This is a genomic window from Paenibacillus sp. FSL H8-0261 (assembly GCF_045040645.1).
In the GTDB taxonomy this organism is placed as follows: Bacteria; Bacillota; Bacilli; order Paenibacillales; family Paenibacillaceae; genus Paenibacillus_AQ.
Genome location: NZ_CP150297.1, coordinates 1235395 through 1254460, shown reverse-complemented (window position 1 = coordinate 1254460; position 19066 = coordinate 1235395). Strand labels below are relative to the sequence as shown.

The following is a 19066-nucleotide window of genomic DNA, read 5'->3' as shown; positions in this document are numbered from 1 at the left end:
TTCCTGTTATACACCAACATCGTTGTATCCTTGAACGGCCTGAACTACTCTGTTTTTACTTTATTGTTGTATTCACGAACAATGTCAAAGTTGCTATCTTGTGACTTCACATAACCTTCATGCGAGTAAATATCTTTGATAATCTCATGTCCTTCTTTGTCAGCAGCGATATCAATAAACGCCTGCTGAATCTTCTCAATCCATTCCTTATTCATATCTGAACGGACCGAAATCGTGTCGTTAGGGATTTTATCAGTAAAGGCGAGAACACGAGTATCTTCAAATACTTTCGGATAATCCTTAACGACTATATTACGTGCATCCTGGAAAATAGCTGCGGCATCTACATCACCGTTCAGTACAGCAAGTACGCCTTGGTCATGTCCCTTAACCGTGATAGCTTGTACATCCTTCAACGGATCAAGTCCTGCATCCATTAGTGTTGCAGCCGGCCATACAAAACCTGCTGAGGATGTAACGTTTTGATAAGCGATTTTTTTGCCTTTCAAATCGGCAACGGATTGGATCGCAGAATCTTTCTTAACGATAATCATAGATTTATAGAAGTCAGCCAATTCATCTGTCGGAGCACCCGTTTCATCATTTACACCAAAACGTTGAGCTTGAAGAATAACTTCAGCAGCTCCTTTTTCTTTTGCCAATACGTAAGCTGTTGGAGGAAGGAAACCTAAATCTACTTTTTTGGAAGCCATAGCTTCGATAACAGTGTTGTAATCAGTAGAGACACTTACTTCTACAGGAATACCGAGTTTATCACCCAGTAATTTTTCAAGAGGTTTCGCCTTAGCTTCGAGCGTATCCGCATTTTGAGAAGGGACAAATTGTACTGTGAGCTTCTCTGGAACATAACCCTCTGCTACAGGAGCTGCCGTTTCCTTCGGTGCATTTGCTCCATCCGTCGATCCTTGGTTTGCAGTATTGGTAGTATTGTTAGCACCACAACCACTAAGCAAAGTAATAGACATCATTAGCGGCAATACGAATTTACTTATTTTTCTCAAACGAAAGACCTCCACTGTTCTCTTTTTTTTTAGTACTTCTAGACTATAAATATTTTGTATTAAATCTAAGGCCTCTAACTATTAAATATATGTAAAATTTATTTTAATCTCTTAAAATTTCCAAATTATCTGATAGAATGAGGTCTGAACTTATTATCCGTAGGAGGCTACCCATGAATAAAGACAACACCTTAACCTGCGAAATCCTCATAACAAGTGATCTACATGGGCATTTAGGGCCCATTGATTACCGCACGGGTGAGAAACGACAAAAAGGCTTAGCAACCATTGCTAGCCTTATTAAACAAGAAAGATCCCATTGTCCAGAGCTAATACTTCTCGATAACGGTGATCTTATTCAAGGTACACCGCTAACTTATTATGCAGCCACACAGTACAGTGACAAACTAAATCCAGGCATAGCTGCATTGAATGAATTGAAATATGACGCTGCAATTATTGGCAACCATGAATTTAATTTTGGTAAGCCACTGCTTAATAAAGCCATTCAGGATTCCAAATTTCCTTGGTTATCTGCTGGAATTATAGATCGCGCGACATGTAAACCTGCATTTGGTAGACCCTATATCATCAAATGGGTAGACAAAAAAATCAAAGTAGCCATTCTAGGAGTTACCACACATTACATTCCCCACTGGGAGAATCCTGTCCATATAGAAGGACTTCAATTTAAGGATTCGTTAGAGACTGTAAAGCTTTGGTGTGCCACTATTAGAGAAGAAGAACAGCCCGATTTACTCGTTGTAGCATATCATGGCGGGTTCGAGCGCGACCTCCTTAGTGGTGAACCTGTAGAGAGACTAACTGGAGAGAATCAAGCCTATGCAATGTGCACAGAGGTTGAAGGCTTAGATGTATTAATTACCGGACATCAGCATCGCTTCATAGCTAGTGAGCTAAATGGTGTGACGATCATACAGCCTGGTTGTAATGGACATTCCCTCGGTAAGATTTCAGTAGTCTTTCAAAAAGAAAACGAACGTTGGAAGATTAAGAGTAAACAAGCCGAACTCCTTGCTGTAGACGACAAGACCGCTGTAGATGATACAATTCTAGAGCTTAGCAGCACGCTTGAATCAGAAACAGAAGCCTGGTTGGATGAGAGAATAGGTACAGTTATCGGTGACCTTTCTATTTCTAGTGCAGATGAATGCCGATTGGCTGACCATCCCTTTATAGAATTCATGAATAAGGTACAAATGGAGGCTACAGGTGTAGAGATCTCGACAGCAGCTTTACTTAGCAACGATTGCAAGGGCTTCAGTAACACCATTACTCGGAGAGATATTCTTTCCAACTTCATTTATCCTAACACGCTAACTGTGCTAAGACTGACCGGACAAGATATAAAAGAGGCACTGGAACAAACCGCCAACTATTTTCAAAAGGATCTAGAGGGAAATGTAATTGTTAACCCTGCTTATGTAGAACCTAAATCGCAACATTACAATTATGATATGTGGGAAGGCATCCACTACGAGCTTCATATCAATAAACCTGTAGGCAAAAGAGTCCTCCATCTGCTGCATCGTGGGCAGCCTGTAGAGGACTCTAAGGAATATGATGTTGTTATGAACAACTATAGAGCAAGCGGCGGTGGAGATTATGAGATGTATAAGGGCAAGCCGATTGTCAAAGAAGTACTGATCGACATGTCTGAAATTGTCACGAATTACATTGAAAAACGCGGCCAAATTGAAGCTACCTGTGATCACAACTGGAGAGTTGTTTAGGTCGTACTGATGAATGCCTCAATATCGGTTTCAATCAGCATTAAAGCACCTCTCCAAAAATCAATGGAGTGTACATCAATATCCATAAACTTTGCTACATCTGCAATATTATGCTTGCTGGTAGCACTAAGGAACTGACGATACCGGGCGACGAACTCCTCGCCCTTTTTTAAATATTCTGCGTAGAGTCCTTTAGCGAATAACAGTCCGAAAGAATACGGGAAGTTCATAAATTCATAACCAGCCATAAAATATCCGGCCTTGTTCATCCACATGTAAGGATGGATCGTATCAGGATCAATGCTCTCACCGTAAGCTTCCACCATACAAGCAATCATCAGTTCGTTCAGCTCTTGAACAGGAAGCGGACCCGAGGTTCTTCTCTCATATAGTTTAAGCTCAAATAAATAACGGGCATAGAAGTCTACAAGATAATACCCCGCATCGGAAATACTTCTCTCCAATAGAAGCTGCGTTTCCTTCTTGGTCGAACTAGTGAGTAGTGCCTGATTTACGATCGTCTCGCAAAAGATCGAAGCCGTTTCGGCAATCGGTATCGGATAATCTGTGTTCAGCATCGTTTCTTTTCCCAGACAGGAGCTATGATATGCATGGCCGAGCTCATGGGCAAGAATACTAATATCTATAGCATTTCCAGTGAACTGTGTCATGATTCTGCTCTCGCCTATCGGAAAAATATCAATGCAGAGCCCATATCCACCCTTACCCGCTCTAGGTTCTGCATCAATCCATTGCTGATCAAAAGCCTTTTGAGCTAAATTGGCCAATTCCTCGCTAAAGGTTCCGAAGCTAGAGACAATTGTTTTTTGAGCATCTTCGTAAGAGATTTTTACACTTTCTTCGCCAATCGGTGCAAAAATATCGTAAAAAGGCAGCTTTGTGGAATGTCCCAGCAGTTCGGCTTTCTTTTGATAATAGGTATGAAAAGCTGGCAAACTCTCCTGAAGAGCGGCGAGCATTGCCGATAAAGTTTCACTGTCCATTCGCGATGCCACTAACACCTTTTCCAGAGAAGATTGATATCCACGCATGCCATAAATCGTTAGCGCCTCACCACTTATTCCATTCATGCAAGCTGCACAAACCCCAGCAATACGACTACAAGCTTCAGCCTCGGCTTCATAAGCCGCTTTTCTTAATGTAGCGTTATTCTCATAGGCCATACTCCTTAGTTCCGCAAGCGTTACTTTCTTAGTTTCCCCATGTACTACCACATCTGCAAGTGTACTCGATACGCTCTCCATGTAGAGCCTTCCCCACGCTTTGGAACCCGTGCTCTGCATTCTGGCAATCGCAACTTCCACTTCCTCATTTAACACATAACGGGATTGCAGAAGAAGCTCCTTTAAATAAAATTGATGTTTCAGAAGATAAGTTGAGCTAACGATAAGCTCATCTATGTGTACACAAGTGCTAATCCATCGTTTAAAACCCGCAACTACCCCAGCAATCTCTGAGCTCAAATGTTCAATATCATCAGCAAGATTCATGGCTTCCTCAGAACTGCTGTCTGCGCTAAGCGTTAACTCTGCATAGGCTAATAAACATACATATACGCTTTTATAATCGTTGTAGAGCCTTAGAAAGTCCTCGATCGCTGCGACGGAAACACCCTCAAGCTTTAGATTGCCCTCAGCCCAGGCTTTTAAATCTATAATAAGTTGACCGAGTAGCTCACGATCGCCTTTTAACTTCTCTGACTCAAAGGAAGGATATAAGCTATCCAGATTCCATGTCATATTCATTTGTGAACCTCTCCTCTACTTCTTTGGCCATCCCTGATTTCTTCATTATACCGTCCTTAGTGGATAAAATCTGTATACTACCTATGTTTTCGGGATGGCGCAAGAACATAAAAAAAAGGACCCTGCCAACGTATGGCAGGGTCAAGGTCTATATTATAAGGGGGTTATGTGATTACTATAACCCTCTTAGCTTAAAAGAATATGAATAGTAGATAAAGATTGGCTTAATCTACAGATCTCTGTCCTCTTCATCAACAAAAAAAGGACCCTGCCAACGTCCGGCAGGGTCAAGGTCTATATTTAAGGGGGTTATGTGATTACTATAACCCCCTTAGCTTAAAACGATATGAATAGTACCTAAAGATTAGCTTAATCTGAAATCATCCCTTATTGGCTTAAAGCTGAAGGGTTATTTCTGGCCTTAGTAATCTGAATCCCAATATATATCATAAGGAACAGCACCATGAACCCAGCAGAATAACGATACATCATCCCATAATCGGATGCCGCCGAGATTGCCCCAAGAATAATGGCCCCACTGGCTACCCCTAAATCTGTTGAGTTATAAAACATACTGTTCGCCATGCCATACTGTGCAGGTGTAGACGTCCGAAGCATCCATGCCTGTATAGTTGGCTGAATAGCTCCAAAGCCGAGTCCATAGAGCAATGCGGATATAATGAGCATGGGCATGGATGTTGTATACGAGAGCACTGTTAAGCTCGCGACGACACAAACCGCTGCTGGAATCAGAACAGCAGCCGGACCTCTTTTATCAAATAATCTGCCGGAGATAGGTCTAATAATAATGATTGTTATCGCGTTAAATAAAAAGAACAAACCCACTTGCTCTAAATATACCGCTTCGCCGAACAAAGCGATAAAGCTAAGCAATCCACCATAAGTGATCGCGAGTAAGACATTCAGTATTGCAGGCAATACTAACTTTGTATTAAAAGGAACCTTGAGTGGTTTGGATGGTGCAATGGATCGCTCAATAGGCTGTTTTTTCGGTACAGCTGGAAGTGAACGTGAGAACAATAAGACTGGAAAGGCAAGAAGCAAGGTGAATGTTCCGATCATCGCCAGTGTTCCGAACCCCAATTGCTTCATTACGTTCAAACCAATCATAGGACCAATGGACATTGCAAGACTGGTTGATAAGCCGAAATAGCCGATCCCTTCACCCATTCTTTTGCTAGGAATAATCTGTGAAACAATCGTGGGAATAATCGTGCTGGCAATCCCGAACCCAATCCCATAGCCTACCCGCATCAGCAATAGTGACCCGATTGAGTCTGCTACCACATAAAGACCGGTTATGGCGGCCGCGATAGCTAAACCAATATATAGTAGTACATTGCGGCTAACCCTCCGCATCAGAAAAGCAGTCATAAAACGTGAAGCAATCGCAGTTAGCGCAAATACACTTGTAACCAAGCTGACCATAATATCTCCGGCTTGAAATTCACTTTTAACATAAGACGGAAATGAAGATAGCAGCATCTGTAAATTCATAAATAAAAATAAAGCACTAAACGTTAAAGCAATAAAAGACTTGGTCCATAGTTTCGTACGTAGTTCTTGTTGTTCTGGCATAACTTACGTTCCTACTCTCCATCATTTATTTGATCAATATGATTGTTTATTCTTAGCAGCAACCCCATGAGCAGCTCATATTCATCACTGGAAATACAGTTCATAATCTCATCTGTGACTTGATCCTCAATAGGAAAGGTCTCCTTAATCAGAGCTCTTCCTTTTTCCGTAATATAAACCTTAAAAGAACGCCGATCATTCTCCCCGGTTCTTTTATAGACCAATCCTTTTCCCTCCAAGTGATCCAGAATTCGTGTCGTAGTTGGTTTATCCTTACCCGAACGCTTCGCGATATCCTTCTGAATCAGCCCTTCCGTTCTGTCGACTTGAAAAAGCACTGACCATTGCTCAGGTGTAATATCATATTCCTTTAGCCCATTTTGGAATAACGCGCTTAATTTACGATAGGTCGTTCCCATCATAAATCCTAACGTAAGTTCGGATTGGTTATGCTTTGTCGTCATGATCAGCCCTCTTCTCATTTCATCTTCTTTTTAATAGTTGCTTAAACAATTATATTCTAGACAACTAAATTTGTAAAGGTGAGACAAAATTATAAACTAACTATTATTAAGTTGCTTGACAAAGTAAACTAAACACGGTATTATTATCTCATGTTAAAGATACTTAACTTAAAGACAACTAGAGCGTAACACGCTTAATATTATTTATTTGAAGGTTGTGTAATTCATGGGATTTCTAGACAAACTATTTGGTAGAACAAAAATCGAGGAGGAACAAACAATGTCTAAATTAAACATCGGAATCATTCTGGGAAGTACTCGTCAAGGTCGTTTAAGCCCACAAGTAGGGGACTGGGTTAAAAAGGTAGCAGATGCACGTGGAGATGCTAATTATGAGATCGTAGATATCGCGGACTTCAAACTTCCACTAATGGGAGAAGTTGATGCTACTGAACAAGCAACTGCTTGGAATACAAAGCTTGCTACGTTAGACGGTTTCGTATTTATCGTTCAAGAATACAACCACAGTATTTCCGCATCACTGAAAAATGCACTCGATTACGCACGTGAAGCTTGGAACAACAAAGCAGCGGGTATCGTGAGTTATGGTTCTGTAGGTGGCGCTCGTGCAGCTGAGCATTTACGTGGAATCTTGGGAGAACTGTCTGTAGCAGATGTTCGTGTACATCCAGCCCTGTCCCTGTTCACTGATTTCGAGAACGGTTCTGTGTTCAAACCAGCGGATCTTCACCTGACCAATGTAAATGGCATGCTTGATCAAGTATTGGCTTGGAGCGGTGCGCTCAAGACGCTTCGTTAAGATCACCCGCTTTAATATTATGAAATACACCTCTTGGAATAGACATTGATAAACCTATGGTTTGTCCGGTCTATTCTAAGGGTGTATTTTTTGTGTGTGATGAAATGACCACCTTGTATAGAATCTTTTCTCGCATAATCGGCGAGGATTTCAATCTACAATAAGGAGCAATGATCATATGGTTTGTGCTTGCATTATTAACAGCTCTCGCTTGGGGATGGAGAGTGTTTGGGGTGAAGTGCCCGGGCCATCGCATCCATATAGCTCTGAACGGCGCGCTGACTCACTTCCGCTTCTGGAACGAATATTTCGAAAAGATGAAAACATCCGGGATACAGGTTAAATTCGATATCTACACCTGCTTGCGCAAGTCGTGTTACATATTCGATCGTCTCATCTCGGAATAGATCAAGCTGACCTACACAGGTATAGGTTGGTGGCAGTCCAGCTAAATTCTCCGCTCTCGTTGGTACCGCATAGGAAGATATCCTGCTGGCATCGTTCTCCTCGCCCAGGTACATGTTCCAAGCCGTTAAGTTGTCCGTCCGGTTCCAGATTGCACCTTCTCCCGTAATCTCATGGCTTGATGGCGTAATGTTACGGTTGTCGAGCATTGGGTACAACGGCATCTGAAAGATAATGGAGGGTCCACCTTTATCTCGTGCCATCAGCGCAAGTGCTGCTGTCAGCCCGCCGCCACCGCTTGCACCAGCAATCGCAACCCGATTCTCATCAATGCCAAGTGATTCCGCTTCCTCCGTCATCCATACTAAGCCAGCATAACAATCTTCGATTGCAGCTGGATAGGGGTGCTCGGGTGCCAGCCTATAATCAACCGACACGACAACACATCTAGCCGTCTGAACAAAGCGTTCACACAACTCGTCGTCCATATCAGGATGTCCTAACACGTATCCGCCCCCGTGAATCCACAGCATAGCTGGAAGCTTGTCAGCATTTCGCCCAGCAGGTTCATAAATTTTTATCAGTATCTCCCCTGCAACACCCGGAATTTTTCGACTGGTTGTGTTTACATGCTCTGACCTCTTCAGTGACGGAGCCGACACTAAACTTCTGCTCCACTCTAAATTCTCTTCCAATTGAAACCCTGGAAATTGTGAATATGCCTCTCTTAATTCTGGTAGTATACGTTTATCGATACTCATGAAAATCCTCCAATACAATAATGATTGCTTGTATAATTCCTATTCCTTCTCAGCTTCCCACTTGGCAATTTCCTCTCGTACTCGTGGAGCAACCTCCGTTCCGAGCAGTTCTATAGCCCGCAACACCTGCTCATGTGGCATCGTGCTTAGTGGAACATACATCATAAAGCGTGTAATACCTACATGCTTCCGTAGATGAATGATCTTCTGAGCAACTGTTTCTGGATCTCCAACGTACAATGCGCCATCAAAGCTTCGGGCCGCATCATAGCTGGAACGGTCATAATACGACCATCCTCGTTCTTTGCCGAGCTTGTTCATGCCGTACTGGGTAGATGGAAAAAAGATATCTGCTGCCCGTTCCGTATCTTCTGCGACGAATCCAATCGAATGAGATCCCACCTGAAGCTGCGATACATCATGTCCAGCGCGGGCCGCCGCCTTCTTGTACAGCTCTACAAGCGGAGCAAAATTCATTGGATTCCCGCCAATGATCGCCAACATCAATGGCAGACCCAAAAGTCCTGCACGAACGGCAGAGCTTTGCGTACCTCCGCTGCCAATCCATATTGGTAAAGAGCTTTGGACGGGCCGCGGGTATACGCCCAAATTATGAATTGCTGGCCGATGGCCTCCCTTCCAAGTTACTTTCTCGGAACCCCGTATTTTCATAAGCAGTTCGATATTTTCATTGAATAGCTCCTCATAGTCATGTAAGCCATAACCAAACAACGGAAAGGATTCAACGAATGAACCCCTGCCCGCTATAATCTCGGCACGTCCATTGGAGATGCCGTCAAGCATAGCAAAATCCTGAAACACACGTACAGGATCAGCAGATGAAAGGACCGTCACAGCACTAGCCAGGCGAATCCGTTTAGTCAAGGACGCAGCAGCGGACAACACGATTGCTGGTGAAGAAGCTGCATAATCTTCACGATGATGCTCACCGATACCAAAAACATCAAGTCCCACCCGATCCGCAAGGACGATTTCTTCGACTACTTCTCGTAATCGCTGTGCATGACTCATCACAATTCCAGTCTCAATATCAGGCTTTGTTTCTACGAACGAAGTAACACCTATTTCCATGATTTATCACACCTCTTTTAATTTTTCTCCTGCACTACAACCAACAGATATTTGGGGCAACCCTATTTTTTTAAGAAGAATGCTCTAGACAACGGATTAAAGCTGTCCAATCCATCTCACCATAACCATGGGCTATTCCTTCAGATAAATGATGATGGATAAGTTGGCCCAAAGGTAGAGGAGCTTGGACGGACTGCGCTGCCTCTATAGCCAGTGCAACATCCTTCAGCCCTAGCTTCATTTTAAAACCAGCTGGTTCAAACCGCTGTTCTGTCATTATCGCCCCATAGTTCTGATATAAGGGAGATTGAAAAAGAGCATTCACCACATCCATAAAACGGGCTGGCTCTATGCCATACTTTCCTACCATCAGCTGCGTTTCTGATAAAGCTTCCAGCATAGAAGCAATTAAAAAGTTTACGCCTATTTTCACAACATTTCCTTCTTCGCTATAATCCCCAATCTCGAATATTTCCTGACCTAATTGTTCTAAAACAGGAATTAACTGTTGTCTGGCTTGCTCCGGACCTGCCAAAATGATGCGCAATTTAGCTGCTTTAGCGGCATCCGGACGCCCCAGCACTGTGGCAGACACAAAGTATTGCTTTCTCTCCGCATGCGCCGCGGATAATTCCCGAGCCAGATCTACACTGATCGTACTGGCAGATATGTGAATTCCTTTTTCTGATAATCCATTCAAAATTCCATTCGGACCCTCAACAATCTCCTCCAAAGCAGCATCGTCAGAAAGCATGGTTATGACCATATCGCTCTTTTGTGCTGCCTCCAAAGGTGTCTCGGCATAATGCGCTCCCTGATCTATTAGGGGTTGCGCTTTTTCGCGAGTACGATTAAAAACGATTAATTCATTACCAGCTTTCAACAAATTTTGGGCCATTGGAAAGCCCATTTTCCCAAGCCCGATAAATGATATTTTCATAAGTCTCTTCTCCGCATTAAGGATGATTTACAATAACGGAACGATCGTTCCAGAATAACCAAAAAAATTTATATTCCTGCAATTACAAAGCTTATCATCTCTTTGGCACGTTGCTGATCTTGATCTGCTTTTGCCATAATATTTATGCTTTGATGTAAATTCAGCAATAAATAAGACCACGCTTTGACATCAGTGGTTTTATCAAGTTCGCCTGATTGTCGGCCTTTTTCCAAAAGCTCGCAAAAAGCCTGTTCTAAATTCAAAAAACTAGTCTTTATCAATTCATTTATTTTTTCATCCCGCGACTCTAGTGTTGTAGCTGCATTCGTTACAAAACACCCGCCGGGTAGGCTCGTATCGTACGCTGAAGTAATATGTTGCTCAAAAAATTGTTGAATCCCTGCTCTAACGCTTGACGCCTGTTCAAGAATGACCTGTCTATTGAAGCTTACCTTTTTGTAATGTTCCAGTGCGGCAATGTACAACGTTTGCTTGTCAGAAAAAGTATCGTAAAGACTAGATCGGCTAATGCCCATAACCTGCAGCAAGTCCGGTATGCTTGTTGCCTCATAACCCTTTTTCCAAAACAACAGCATCGCTTGATGTAGTGCTTGATCCTCGTTAAACTCTCTTGTCCTTGCCATGAGTAACACCTCCTGTAATGGCAATATAACATATCTGGAACGATCAGTCCAGATAAACTTCGAGAGAAAACCTTACGGTTTGCTTGGCATAGCTGATGAACTATAATTAGCCCACAAAAAGACCTGTTCGGTAGGCTTCATCGCTTACGAACAGGTCTTAGTTTATTATTCCGGTCTCTCAATTTCAAAAATCTCACCAATCGTAGCGTAATTAGCTCCCGCTAAACGACTTACTGCATTTAAGGCTCTAGGGTCAATCCGCCCCTCCTGATAAATCGATTCATCGATATGAAACTGAACAATTTCGCCGATGAACAAATCACTCCCAGGTTCTTCTGCTCCTAGAGGTATCGCTTGTACAAGCTTACATTCCATTCGAACCTTTGCTTCCAATACACCAGGTACAGCTATATTTTTACTTGGGACCGGTGTAAGATTGGCAAGTTCAATTTCACTTTCTGCTCTTGGCAATGAGGCAGCGGTTTGATTGATTTTTCCAACATTCTCATCATCTACAATATGCACAACAAACTGATGATTGTTATAGATATTACGGGCTGTATCTTTTAATCGTCCCGCTGATCTTTGAATAGACAGTGAAACCATCGGAGGATTAGACGAGACGATATTAAAATAGCTAAACGGCGCACCGTTCAAAATGCCATCTTCTGATTGTGTAGTGACAAAAGCAATGGGCCTAGGAATAACAGTACCAATTAATAACTTATAATTTTCCCGCTCACTATTTTGCTTCGGATCAATCGAAATCAATCTCCCCAGCTCCTTCTTCACTCTTTCACGAAATCGATCGTGCTTCTAACGGTATCAATAGGGCGTACTAACTTCTCAATTTGCTCACGTTTAGGTTCCAAGAATGGTGGCAATGAAAGCTTTTCTCCAACCGTTTCGTATTCCTCGTCTCCCATAAATCCAGGTCCATCTGTTGCAAGCTCAAACAGGATTTGTGGAGCAACACGTGTATACAGCGACTCGAAGAAATGACGATCCACATAACCTGAGGTACGGAACCCAAAGTCTTCAAAATGCTTAGTCCACTCATCCAGCATCGCACGGTCTTCTACTCGGAAAGCCGCATGGTGAACCGTACCAAAGCCTTGACGCGAATTCGGTAAGTCCTCGTTATGCTCAACAATAATTTGCGCCCCGTTTCCGCCTTCGCCGACTTCAAACAAATGATAAACCTCTTCCTGTCCGATTTCTTTAAACAGCATGACTCTTTCCAACATTTCTTTAAAATAGCTGAAGTCAGCTATACGTACAAAGATCGGTCCCAAACCAGTGATCGCAAACTCTAAAGGAATTGGTCCTTTTTGCCATGGTGTACCTGATGAGACCCCTTCATTAAATTCATCGGAGATAAGTTGATATTGCTGGTCATCAAAATCTACGAAGGATAAAGTCTTTTTGCCAAACTGCTCTTTAATTCCGGTATGCTTCACATCCAGGCGATCAAAACGCTTTATCCAGTAGTCTAATGCAGCATCCGTTGGTACTCGGAAGGATGTCTTGGCGATCTCATTGGTTCCGTGAACACCTTTAGGAATGTTAGGGAAGTCAAAGAACGTCATATCCGTTCCGGCACTGCCCTTATCATCTGCAAAAAACAAGTGATACGTTTGGATATCGTCTTGATTGACGGTTTTCTTCACTAGACGCATTCCCAATACGTAAGTAAAAAACTCGTAGTTTTTCTCTGCGCTGCTTGTGATGGCTGTTACGTGGTGAATCCCTTTTAAATTTCTCATGATTATACACTCCTAAAGTTTAGTTTGATTTTGTAATATAATTCCCTAGATCAAGAAAGATTAATTGAATTATCTTAATGTTAAGATATCCACCAAAAAAAAATATCTTTCCAACATTCGATTACATGTATCTCACAAATTATCTTTACATTAATTATCTTTAACTTAAGATAAATTTAACACACTCCTTTGTTGTTGTCAACAAAACACTATAAAAGATAACAGCCTTGTTCAGTATGTAAATAGATATCCTGAACAAGGCTGTTTTGTTTTGGTGCTTACTCGATCACAAATTTACCAACCGTCTCATTCATCATTTCCGCAATATTCGCCTGGTGCTCAGAAGAAGCAGCCACATCTTCAAACGCTTGTAATGTATCTGAAATGTGATTTCGAATGCCACTTACATTGTCCGCAGACTGTTGAGATACTGCGGCAACATTCGTCATCGCTTGATCTACCTCTGCCATTGATAGCTTCAGTCCGTGCATTGAAGATACCATTTCACCTGTGATCTCATGAAACATATCGGCATCATTTTTATATTGCATACTTACTTGCTCGAAACTCTCATAATCACTTATCACCGTCGAATCGATAAAATCCAGCAGCGCTTGTGATTGAAAGGACACATTCTCAAAAGCATCTTCCACTAGCAGTGTCATTTTCTGAATCTTCCCCACCGACTCCTCCGACTGTAGAGCAAGTTTGCGTACTTCATTAGCAACTACAGCGAATCCTCTTCCCTCATCCCCAGCTCTTGCTGCTTCAATGGAAGCATTCAAGGACAATAGATTCGTTTGGGCTGCAATCTCTGAAATGTACCCAGCTATCTCTCTTACTTCATTAACAACTTTCCCTGCCTCGATCGCGTGCATAATGGAATTCTGTTTCTCAGCATACAAACTTGTCGCATATTGAATCGATGCTACAGCCTTTTCCTTCGCGGAAGCTGCCTGTACCAGAATTTCTTCGGAGGTATTTAGTGCGACTCCCGCCTTATCACTTAGCAGATCTGCATTGGAGATAATCTCTTGTACTGTTGCATTTACTTCTTCTGTTGTAGCACTTAAAGATTCACTTCCAGAAGCAACCTCTTGCGAGGAATTATAAATTTGATCCATTGTAGCATTTACTTCCTCAACTGTTGCAGATAATTCTTCGCTAAGTGCACCTAACTCTTGTGCTGAAGAAGAAGCACTAGTTACGATGGTTTGTACTTGCTCTGCCGAATGATTAAGCGACTTCACGATTCGACCAAATTCATCTTCAGCATCAAACTTAGCTCTTTGAGTCAGATCTCCTCGACCAAACGCCTCTGAAAAGTTCAGGATAATGGTTACTGCTCGTGAGAAATATCTTCTCAAGGACAAATATGAACCGATTGAAATCAGGATAACGAGAAAAGCAACAATGATATTGACCGTAAGTCCTTTTTGAAATAGCTTCTTATTCTGAACATCTGCATATTGGGCACTTCCTAAGTTCATTTCAACTAATTTTCCAAGGTCTTCATTTCGTTTCATATTTAACGCTTCAAGATCAGAGATGATATCTTCAGCAGGATCATATGTAGGGGTATTTAGCATCTGTTCAAGCATTGGAAGCTGAATTTGCCTATACTGTTTCGTTAATGATAAAACTTCAGCATAAATCTCCTTTTCGTTTGGGAGGGAACGTGTTTCTTCATACTTATTCAAGATTTCATTGTTTTCAGCTTGAAGCTCAACAACTTTCTGATAACTCTCTTGAAGTTCGCTTGGATCATGACTAGCGATCATCTTATTCGTTAAGGTTACTATTTCATGATTATTAGATTCGAATTTCCCAAGTGCATAAACTGACGTAAGATCGTTCTTATACATACTTCTAGAGTTCGCATACATATTGCTGAAATACACACTACCAACGATCGCAATGATCAGAGCACCCAACAATAATATTGAATTTGTAACAGTAATTTTGCCTACGATAGTCCAATTTCTCATTTTCCTCATGCTTTGCACTCCCTATGTACTTTTAATTAAGCTTTCATATTCTGCTACTGGCATTGGTTTCGCGAAATAATAACCTTGAGCGATTTCACAATCTATTTGTTTCAAAAAATCAATTTGCGCCTCTGTCTCAACTCCCTCTGCCACAACTTTCATATTTAAATCCCTAGCTAGCTTGACCATACTGGCAATTACTATCTTCCCTGTCTCATCATTTGACTTACTCATCAGAAAAGCCCTGTCTAACTTAATGACATCAGCAGGGAAATATTGCAATACATTTAAGGAACTATAACCTGTCCCAAAATCATCGATAGCTATGGAAAATCCTTTACGTTTCAACTCCAACAAAATATCTCTAACAAACTCTAAATTTTGGAATACAATAGACTCGGTTAGCTCTAACTCTATCAATCTAGCAGGTACCTGGTATCTGTTAATAATATTCGTCAAATGGAGCAGGAAATCATTATGGTATAGGGTTATAAGCGATATATTCACTGAAATCGGAAGTGGCTGGATTCCTTCCTGGATCCATTTACTCAACATGATACATACTGATTTAAACACCATTAAATCTAATTTCACGATAAAGCGATTCCTCTCAAATATAGGGATAAATACTGCAGGAGATATAAGTCCCTTCTGAGGATCATTCCATCGAATCAATGCCTCAGCGCCATGAAAACTGTTCACTCGCAGATCCATTTTCGGTTGTAAATATACTTTAAATTCACCATTTGTCATGGCAGCATCCATCTTTCTTACGATGTCTTGCTCTTCGTGTATCTGCAATAGCAATTGTTCGTCAAAGAAAGTGCATGAGCTCTTGTATCCACCTTTAATGGACTTACAAGCGATTCCTGCTCGGTCAATACATGTGAGGATATCGCTCTGACGATCATCTATACAGTAAATTCCACAATTAATCACTAGCCTAAAACCTTCTTCATTTCCAAACGTATAGTCGCTCATTTGTTCAGTAAGTACTTGTATACGGATGAATAATTCCGCCTTATTGTCATACGAAGTGAAAAGAATAAAACGATCACCCCCTAAGCGTCCAATGACATCCTCGTCTAATGTGTTTGCTGTTAAGCTATTAGCCACTTGAATCAAAATGCTATTTCCTTCATGAAAACCGACAATTTCATTTATGTATTTAAATTGTTCAATATCAAATTGCAACACAGCAAACTTTGTATTCGGTTTCTCTTTAAGTAAATACTGAGCATCTATAACAAATTTATTCGTTCTAGAAAGATGTGTTAACTCATCCTCAAAGGCAATTCTCTCCATCTGTTTCCTAATTTTGCTCTTATTTAATAGAATGTTAACAAATATGATCAATAATAAGACAAACATGATTACACATAATAGAAAAGTCGCCTGACTCATTTGAGACGCTTTGGCCATGATCACATCTTTCGGTATCACGGAGAGAATATACCAGTCCTCAACCCCCTGGATGCCAGAATAACCAACCATTTTGCTATCTCCGTTAATCCAAAATATTCCTACTCCAGATTTTTTCGCGGTTATGTTCTCTTTAAAGTTTTGCAGTTGTTTCTTATTTCTAGAATCAATACTTATACTTTCGAATATGTTATCAATGGACTTATCCTCTTCGAGATTCTTCGATTTGATAATGACTTGTCCCTTTTGATCAATGATTTGAGAATAACCATGACCTTTAAAGAAGGAAACTGCAAGAGCATCATAAAGATCCTGTGTATATTTGCTGGCAGATAAAGCACCCTTCACTTCACCTTTAAACTTAAGTGGACTATTGATCGTGATAATTTCTTTATTGGAGATCTTATCTAAGAATGGATCAGAAATACTGCTAATACCCTGCAGAGCCTTTTGGAACCCTACTTCATCTGATACATCAAACATTGTCCCATCTGATGCGTAAGCTTTACCATCTGGGCTGTTGATGCTAATTCGAATAAAATTATATTTTTTATCAAAGTGATGCAGATATTTTTTGGTCTTATCCCAATCCATATAATTTATTTCCGAAATAGAATCAGCAATTCCATCTAATGAATCTAATCCACCCTGTATCATATTTCCAATCGATCTACTCGCATGTATCGTAGCTTCTGATGTAGCAGCAACCGCTTCTTGCTCATAAGAGTTAGCAGTCCATTTTATGAAATAGTAAGAGCACCCCCAAAATATCAACGTTGCCATTATGACGAGGCCTATCATTCTCCATACTCTCAGTGGTTGTGTTTGATCCATGTACTATCATCCTTTTTCCGATTTATTACGTTTTTATTAGAAAACGAATTAAAAAAAGCCGCTATCAGAATGATAACGGCTGCATATGCATCAAAAAATAAGATCAAGAAACTCCAACTGCATGCAACCGGCTGTCATATCTATATGTAGATTTAGACCCTATGGCTTTGTGTCCCTACTTTTCAATAGGTTTACCAATATTCTGTTTTCACTATTATTAGTCATAAATACTCTATTAATAATAGGTTGCTTCCAAAAGACCTATTTCCATAGTGAATTTTAATTTTTCCATGGGAAAATTTTCACAAATATCATTGTTAACTTTAATATAATATTTATTAATGTAAAGCAACAATTCTGCGAACAATTATAAAATTAGATACAAAAGCCCAATGTAACATTTATATATGTCACATTGGGACTTACTTCTCAACACGAATTATGTTTGTCTTACAAACGCATAACGAAGAACAGCTTCTTCTAAAATATCAATCCCCATAATGATATCATCCAAGTCTGTATATTCATTAGGATGATGACTAAGTCCATCTACAGAAGGAACAAAGATAAGCCCTACTGGACAGAGTTTGTTCATGTTCATGGCATCATGCCCTGCACCACTGATCATCCGTTGACTCGATATCCCCTTCTCTTCACAAATGGATTCTAGAACATGAGTGATCTCATCCGATAATAGGACAGGTTCCTCGGAGATGATTTCCGTACTCGCAATTTCAAGTTGTCTGCTCTCTTGTACTGAGGCTATCGTCTGATACAAATGGTCTAACACACGTTGCCTGGATGCCACGGAAGTAGATCTGATATCAATTTTAATTTCAACCTCTCCCGGAACCACGTTCATGGCTCCATTTAAGATTTCTATCACCCCGAGCGTCGCAACCGTTCCAAATTCTTGTTCGAGTTTGGCTGCTTTTTCAAGCTCTAACGCTATTTCAGAAGCACCCAGAAAAGCATCTCTTCTCATATTCATAGGTGTCGTTCCAGAGTGAGATGCTTTCCCTGATATTTGAATATGAAGCCTCACGGGTGCAGCAATTCCAGTCACAATTCCAATTCTTTTATTATTGTTTATTAAGACAGGACCTTGCTCAATATGTAATTCAAAAAACGCTTTTAATTCTTCATTCTCTCTACTCGCCTGATCAATACTGTTATAATCCAGTGCACATAGCGAAAATGCCTTTTCCATGGTAATACCGTCTTTGTCCTTCAAAGATCTATATTTCTCCTTCTGAAATAACCCTGACATTATTTTGCTGCCTACTGTTGAAATACCAAAACGCGAGGATTCTTCACAGGCAAATGAGATAATTTCGATCGGATGATCCGTTTCAATCCCTTTTTCGTTTAGACGTTTGATCACTTCCAAAGCAGCCGTTACACCTACTACCCCATCGTACTTCCCACCTTGATATACCGTATCCAAGTGAGAGCCCATTACAACGGGTGGGAGCCCTTCTATCTTCCCATTCCTTCTAGCAATCACATTCCCGCAATGATCCATCCGGATATCTAAATTTTCAGCCTTACACATCCGCATAAAAGCACTCGTACATGTCTGCTCTTCATTTGTATAGGCAATTCTAGTGATGCCCTTCTCACCCGAGTTATATTGATTAATATTATCAAATAAAGCCTGATATCTTCTCTTTCTATCCATGACAGTATCTCCAATCCTGGGTATTCATGATTATGGTTTCATCAAAATTCGTGAATGATATACAATAGAGGTATTGCTAGTCTTTAAAAATTACTTACTTGATGAGGT

The 19066-nt window shown here is 41.0% G+C and carries 15 protein-coding genes and 1 riboswitch; of the genes, 2 read left to right on the top strand and 13 right to left on the bottom strand.

Annotation, left to right across the window (positions count from 1 at the left end; all coding sequences use genetic code 11):
- Positions 1 to 44: 44 nt before the first annotated feature.
- Entirely contained in the window at positions 45 to 1022 is a 978-nt protein-coding gene (locus MHI27_RS05415) for a phosphate/phosphite/phosphonate ABC transporter substrate-binding protein (RefSeq protein WP_076283973.1), read from the bottom strand.
- A 173-nt stretch (positions 1023 to 1195) separates the two neighbouring features.
- On the opposite strand from MHI27_RS05415, the gene MHI27_RS05410 reads away from it, so the two are divergent.
- Positions 1196 to 2776 carry a bifunctional metallophosphatase/5'-nucleotidase gene (locus MHI27_RS05410; RefSeq protein ID WP_405175773.1) on the top strand — a complete coding sequence of 527 codons (1581 nt, stop codon included), beginning with the start codon at positions 1196 to 1198 and terminating at the stop codon, positions 2774 to 2776.
- On the opposite strand, the gene MHI27_RS05405 is transcribed toward MHI27_RS05410, so the two are convergent.
- From MHI27_RS05405 to MHI27_RS05395, 3 genes are all read right to left on the bottom strand, one after another.
- Positions 2773 to 4542 (bottom strand): M3 family oligoendopeptidase, encoded by a 1770-nt coding sequence (locus MHI27_RS05405; RefSeq protein ID WP_405175772.1) that lies wholly within the window; start codon positions 4540 to 4542, stop codon positions 2773 to 2775. The two genes, MHI27_RS05410 and MHI27_RS05405, sit on opposite strands and share 4 nt — an antisense overlap.
- A 387-nt stretch (positions 4543 to 4929) precedes the next feature.
- Positions 4930 to 6141, bottom strand: a complete 1212-nt coding sequence (locus MHI27_RS05400) for an MFS transporter (protein ID WP_405175771.1) — start codon at positions 6139 to 6141, stop codon at positions 4930 to 4932.
- 11 nt (positions 6142 to 6152) lie between these two features.
- Entirely contained in the window at positions 6153 to 6605 is a 453-nt protein-coding gene (locus tag MHI27_RS05395; protein ID WP_042185346.1) for a MarR family winged helix-turn-helix transcriptional regulator, read from the bottom strand.
- A gap of 280 nt (positions 6606 to 6885) precedes the next feature.
- Here MHI27_RS05395 and MHI27_RS05390 point away from each other — a divergent pair, with 280 nt between their 5' ends.
- A complete protein-coding gene (locus MHI27_RS05390; RefSeq protein WP_405175770.1) occupies positions 6886 to 7425 on the top strand; it encodes an NADPH-dependent FMN reductase in 540 nt (179 codons plus the stop codon).
- 197 nt (positions 7426 to 7622) lie between these two features.
- Here the strand turns inward: MHI27_RS05390 and MHI27_RS05385 are convergent, their stop codons facing one another.
- The 9 genes from MHI27_RS05385 to MHI27_RS05345 form a co-directional block, all read right to left on the bottom strand.
- Entirely contained in the window at positions 7623 to 8591 is a 969-nt protein-coding gene (locus MHI27_RS05385; RefSeq protein WP_405175769.1) for an alpha/beta hydrolase, read from the bottom strand.
- 39 nt (positions 8592 to 8630) lie between these two features.
- On the bottom strand, positions 8631 to 9683 hold the full coding sequence (locus tag MHI27_RS05380; RefSeq protein WP_076283968.1) for an LLM class flavin-dependent oxidoreductase: 1053 nt from the start codon (positions 9681 to 9683) through the stop codon (positions 8631 to 8633).
- 70 nt (positions 9684 to 9753) lie between these two features.
- Complete coding sequence (locus MHI27_RS05375) at positions 9754 to 10623, bottom strand: NAD(P)-dependent oxidoreductase (protein ID WP_405175768.1); 870 nt, start codon at positions 10621 to 10623, stop codon at positions 9754 to 9756.
- Between the two features lie 68 nt (positions 10624 to 10691).
- Entirely contained in the window at positions 10692 to 11267 is a 576-nt protein-coding gene (locus MHI27_RS05370; RefSeq protein WP_339245446.1) for a TetR/AcrR family transcriptional regulator, read from the bottom strand.
- Between the two features lie 165 nt (positions 11268 to 11432).
- Entirely contained in the window at positions 11433 to 12038 is a 606-nt protein-coding gene (locus MHI27_RS05365) for a flavin reductase family protein (protein WP_405175767.1), read from the bottom strand.
- A 17-nt stretch (positions 12039 to 12055) separates the two neighbouring features.
- A complete protein-coding gene (locus tag MHI27_RS05360) occupies positions 12056 to 13033 on the bottom strand; it encodes a ring-cleaving dioxygenase (RefSeq protein ID WP_076283964.1) in 978 nt (325 codons plus the stop codon).
- A gap of 278 nt (positions 13034 to 13311) precedes the next feature.
- Complete coding sequence (locus MHI27_RS05355; protein WP_341061263.1) at positions 13312 to 15030, bottom strand: methyl-accepting chemotaxis protein; 1719 nt, start codon at positions 15028 to 15030, stop codon at positions 13312 to 13314.
- 12 nt (positions 15031 to 15042) lie between these two features.
- Positions 15043 to 17277, bottom strand: coding sequence for an EAL domain-containing protein (locus MHI27_RS05350; RefSeq protein ID WP_405175766.1), 2235 nt, complete (start codon positions 17275 to 17277; stop codon positions 15043 to 15045).
- 119 nt (positions 17278 to 17396) lie between these two features.
- Positions 17397 to 17483, bottom strand: a riboswitch (cyclic di-GMP riboswitch).
- A gap of 233 nt (positions 17484 to 17716) precedes the next feature.
- A complete protein-coding gene (locus tag MHI27_RS05345) occupies positions 17717 to 18958 on the bottom strand; it encodes a Zn-dependent hydrolase (protein ID WP_405175765.1) in 1242 nt (413 codons plus the stop codon).
- Positions 18959 to 19066: the final 108 nt, after the last annotated feature.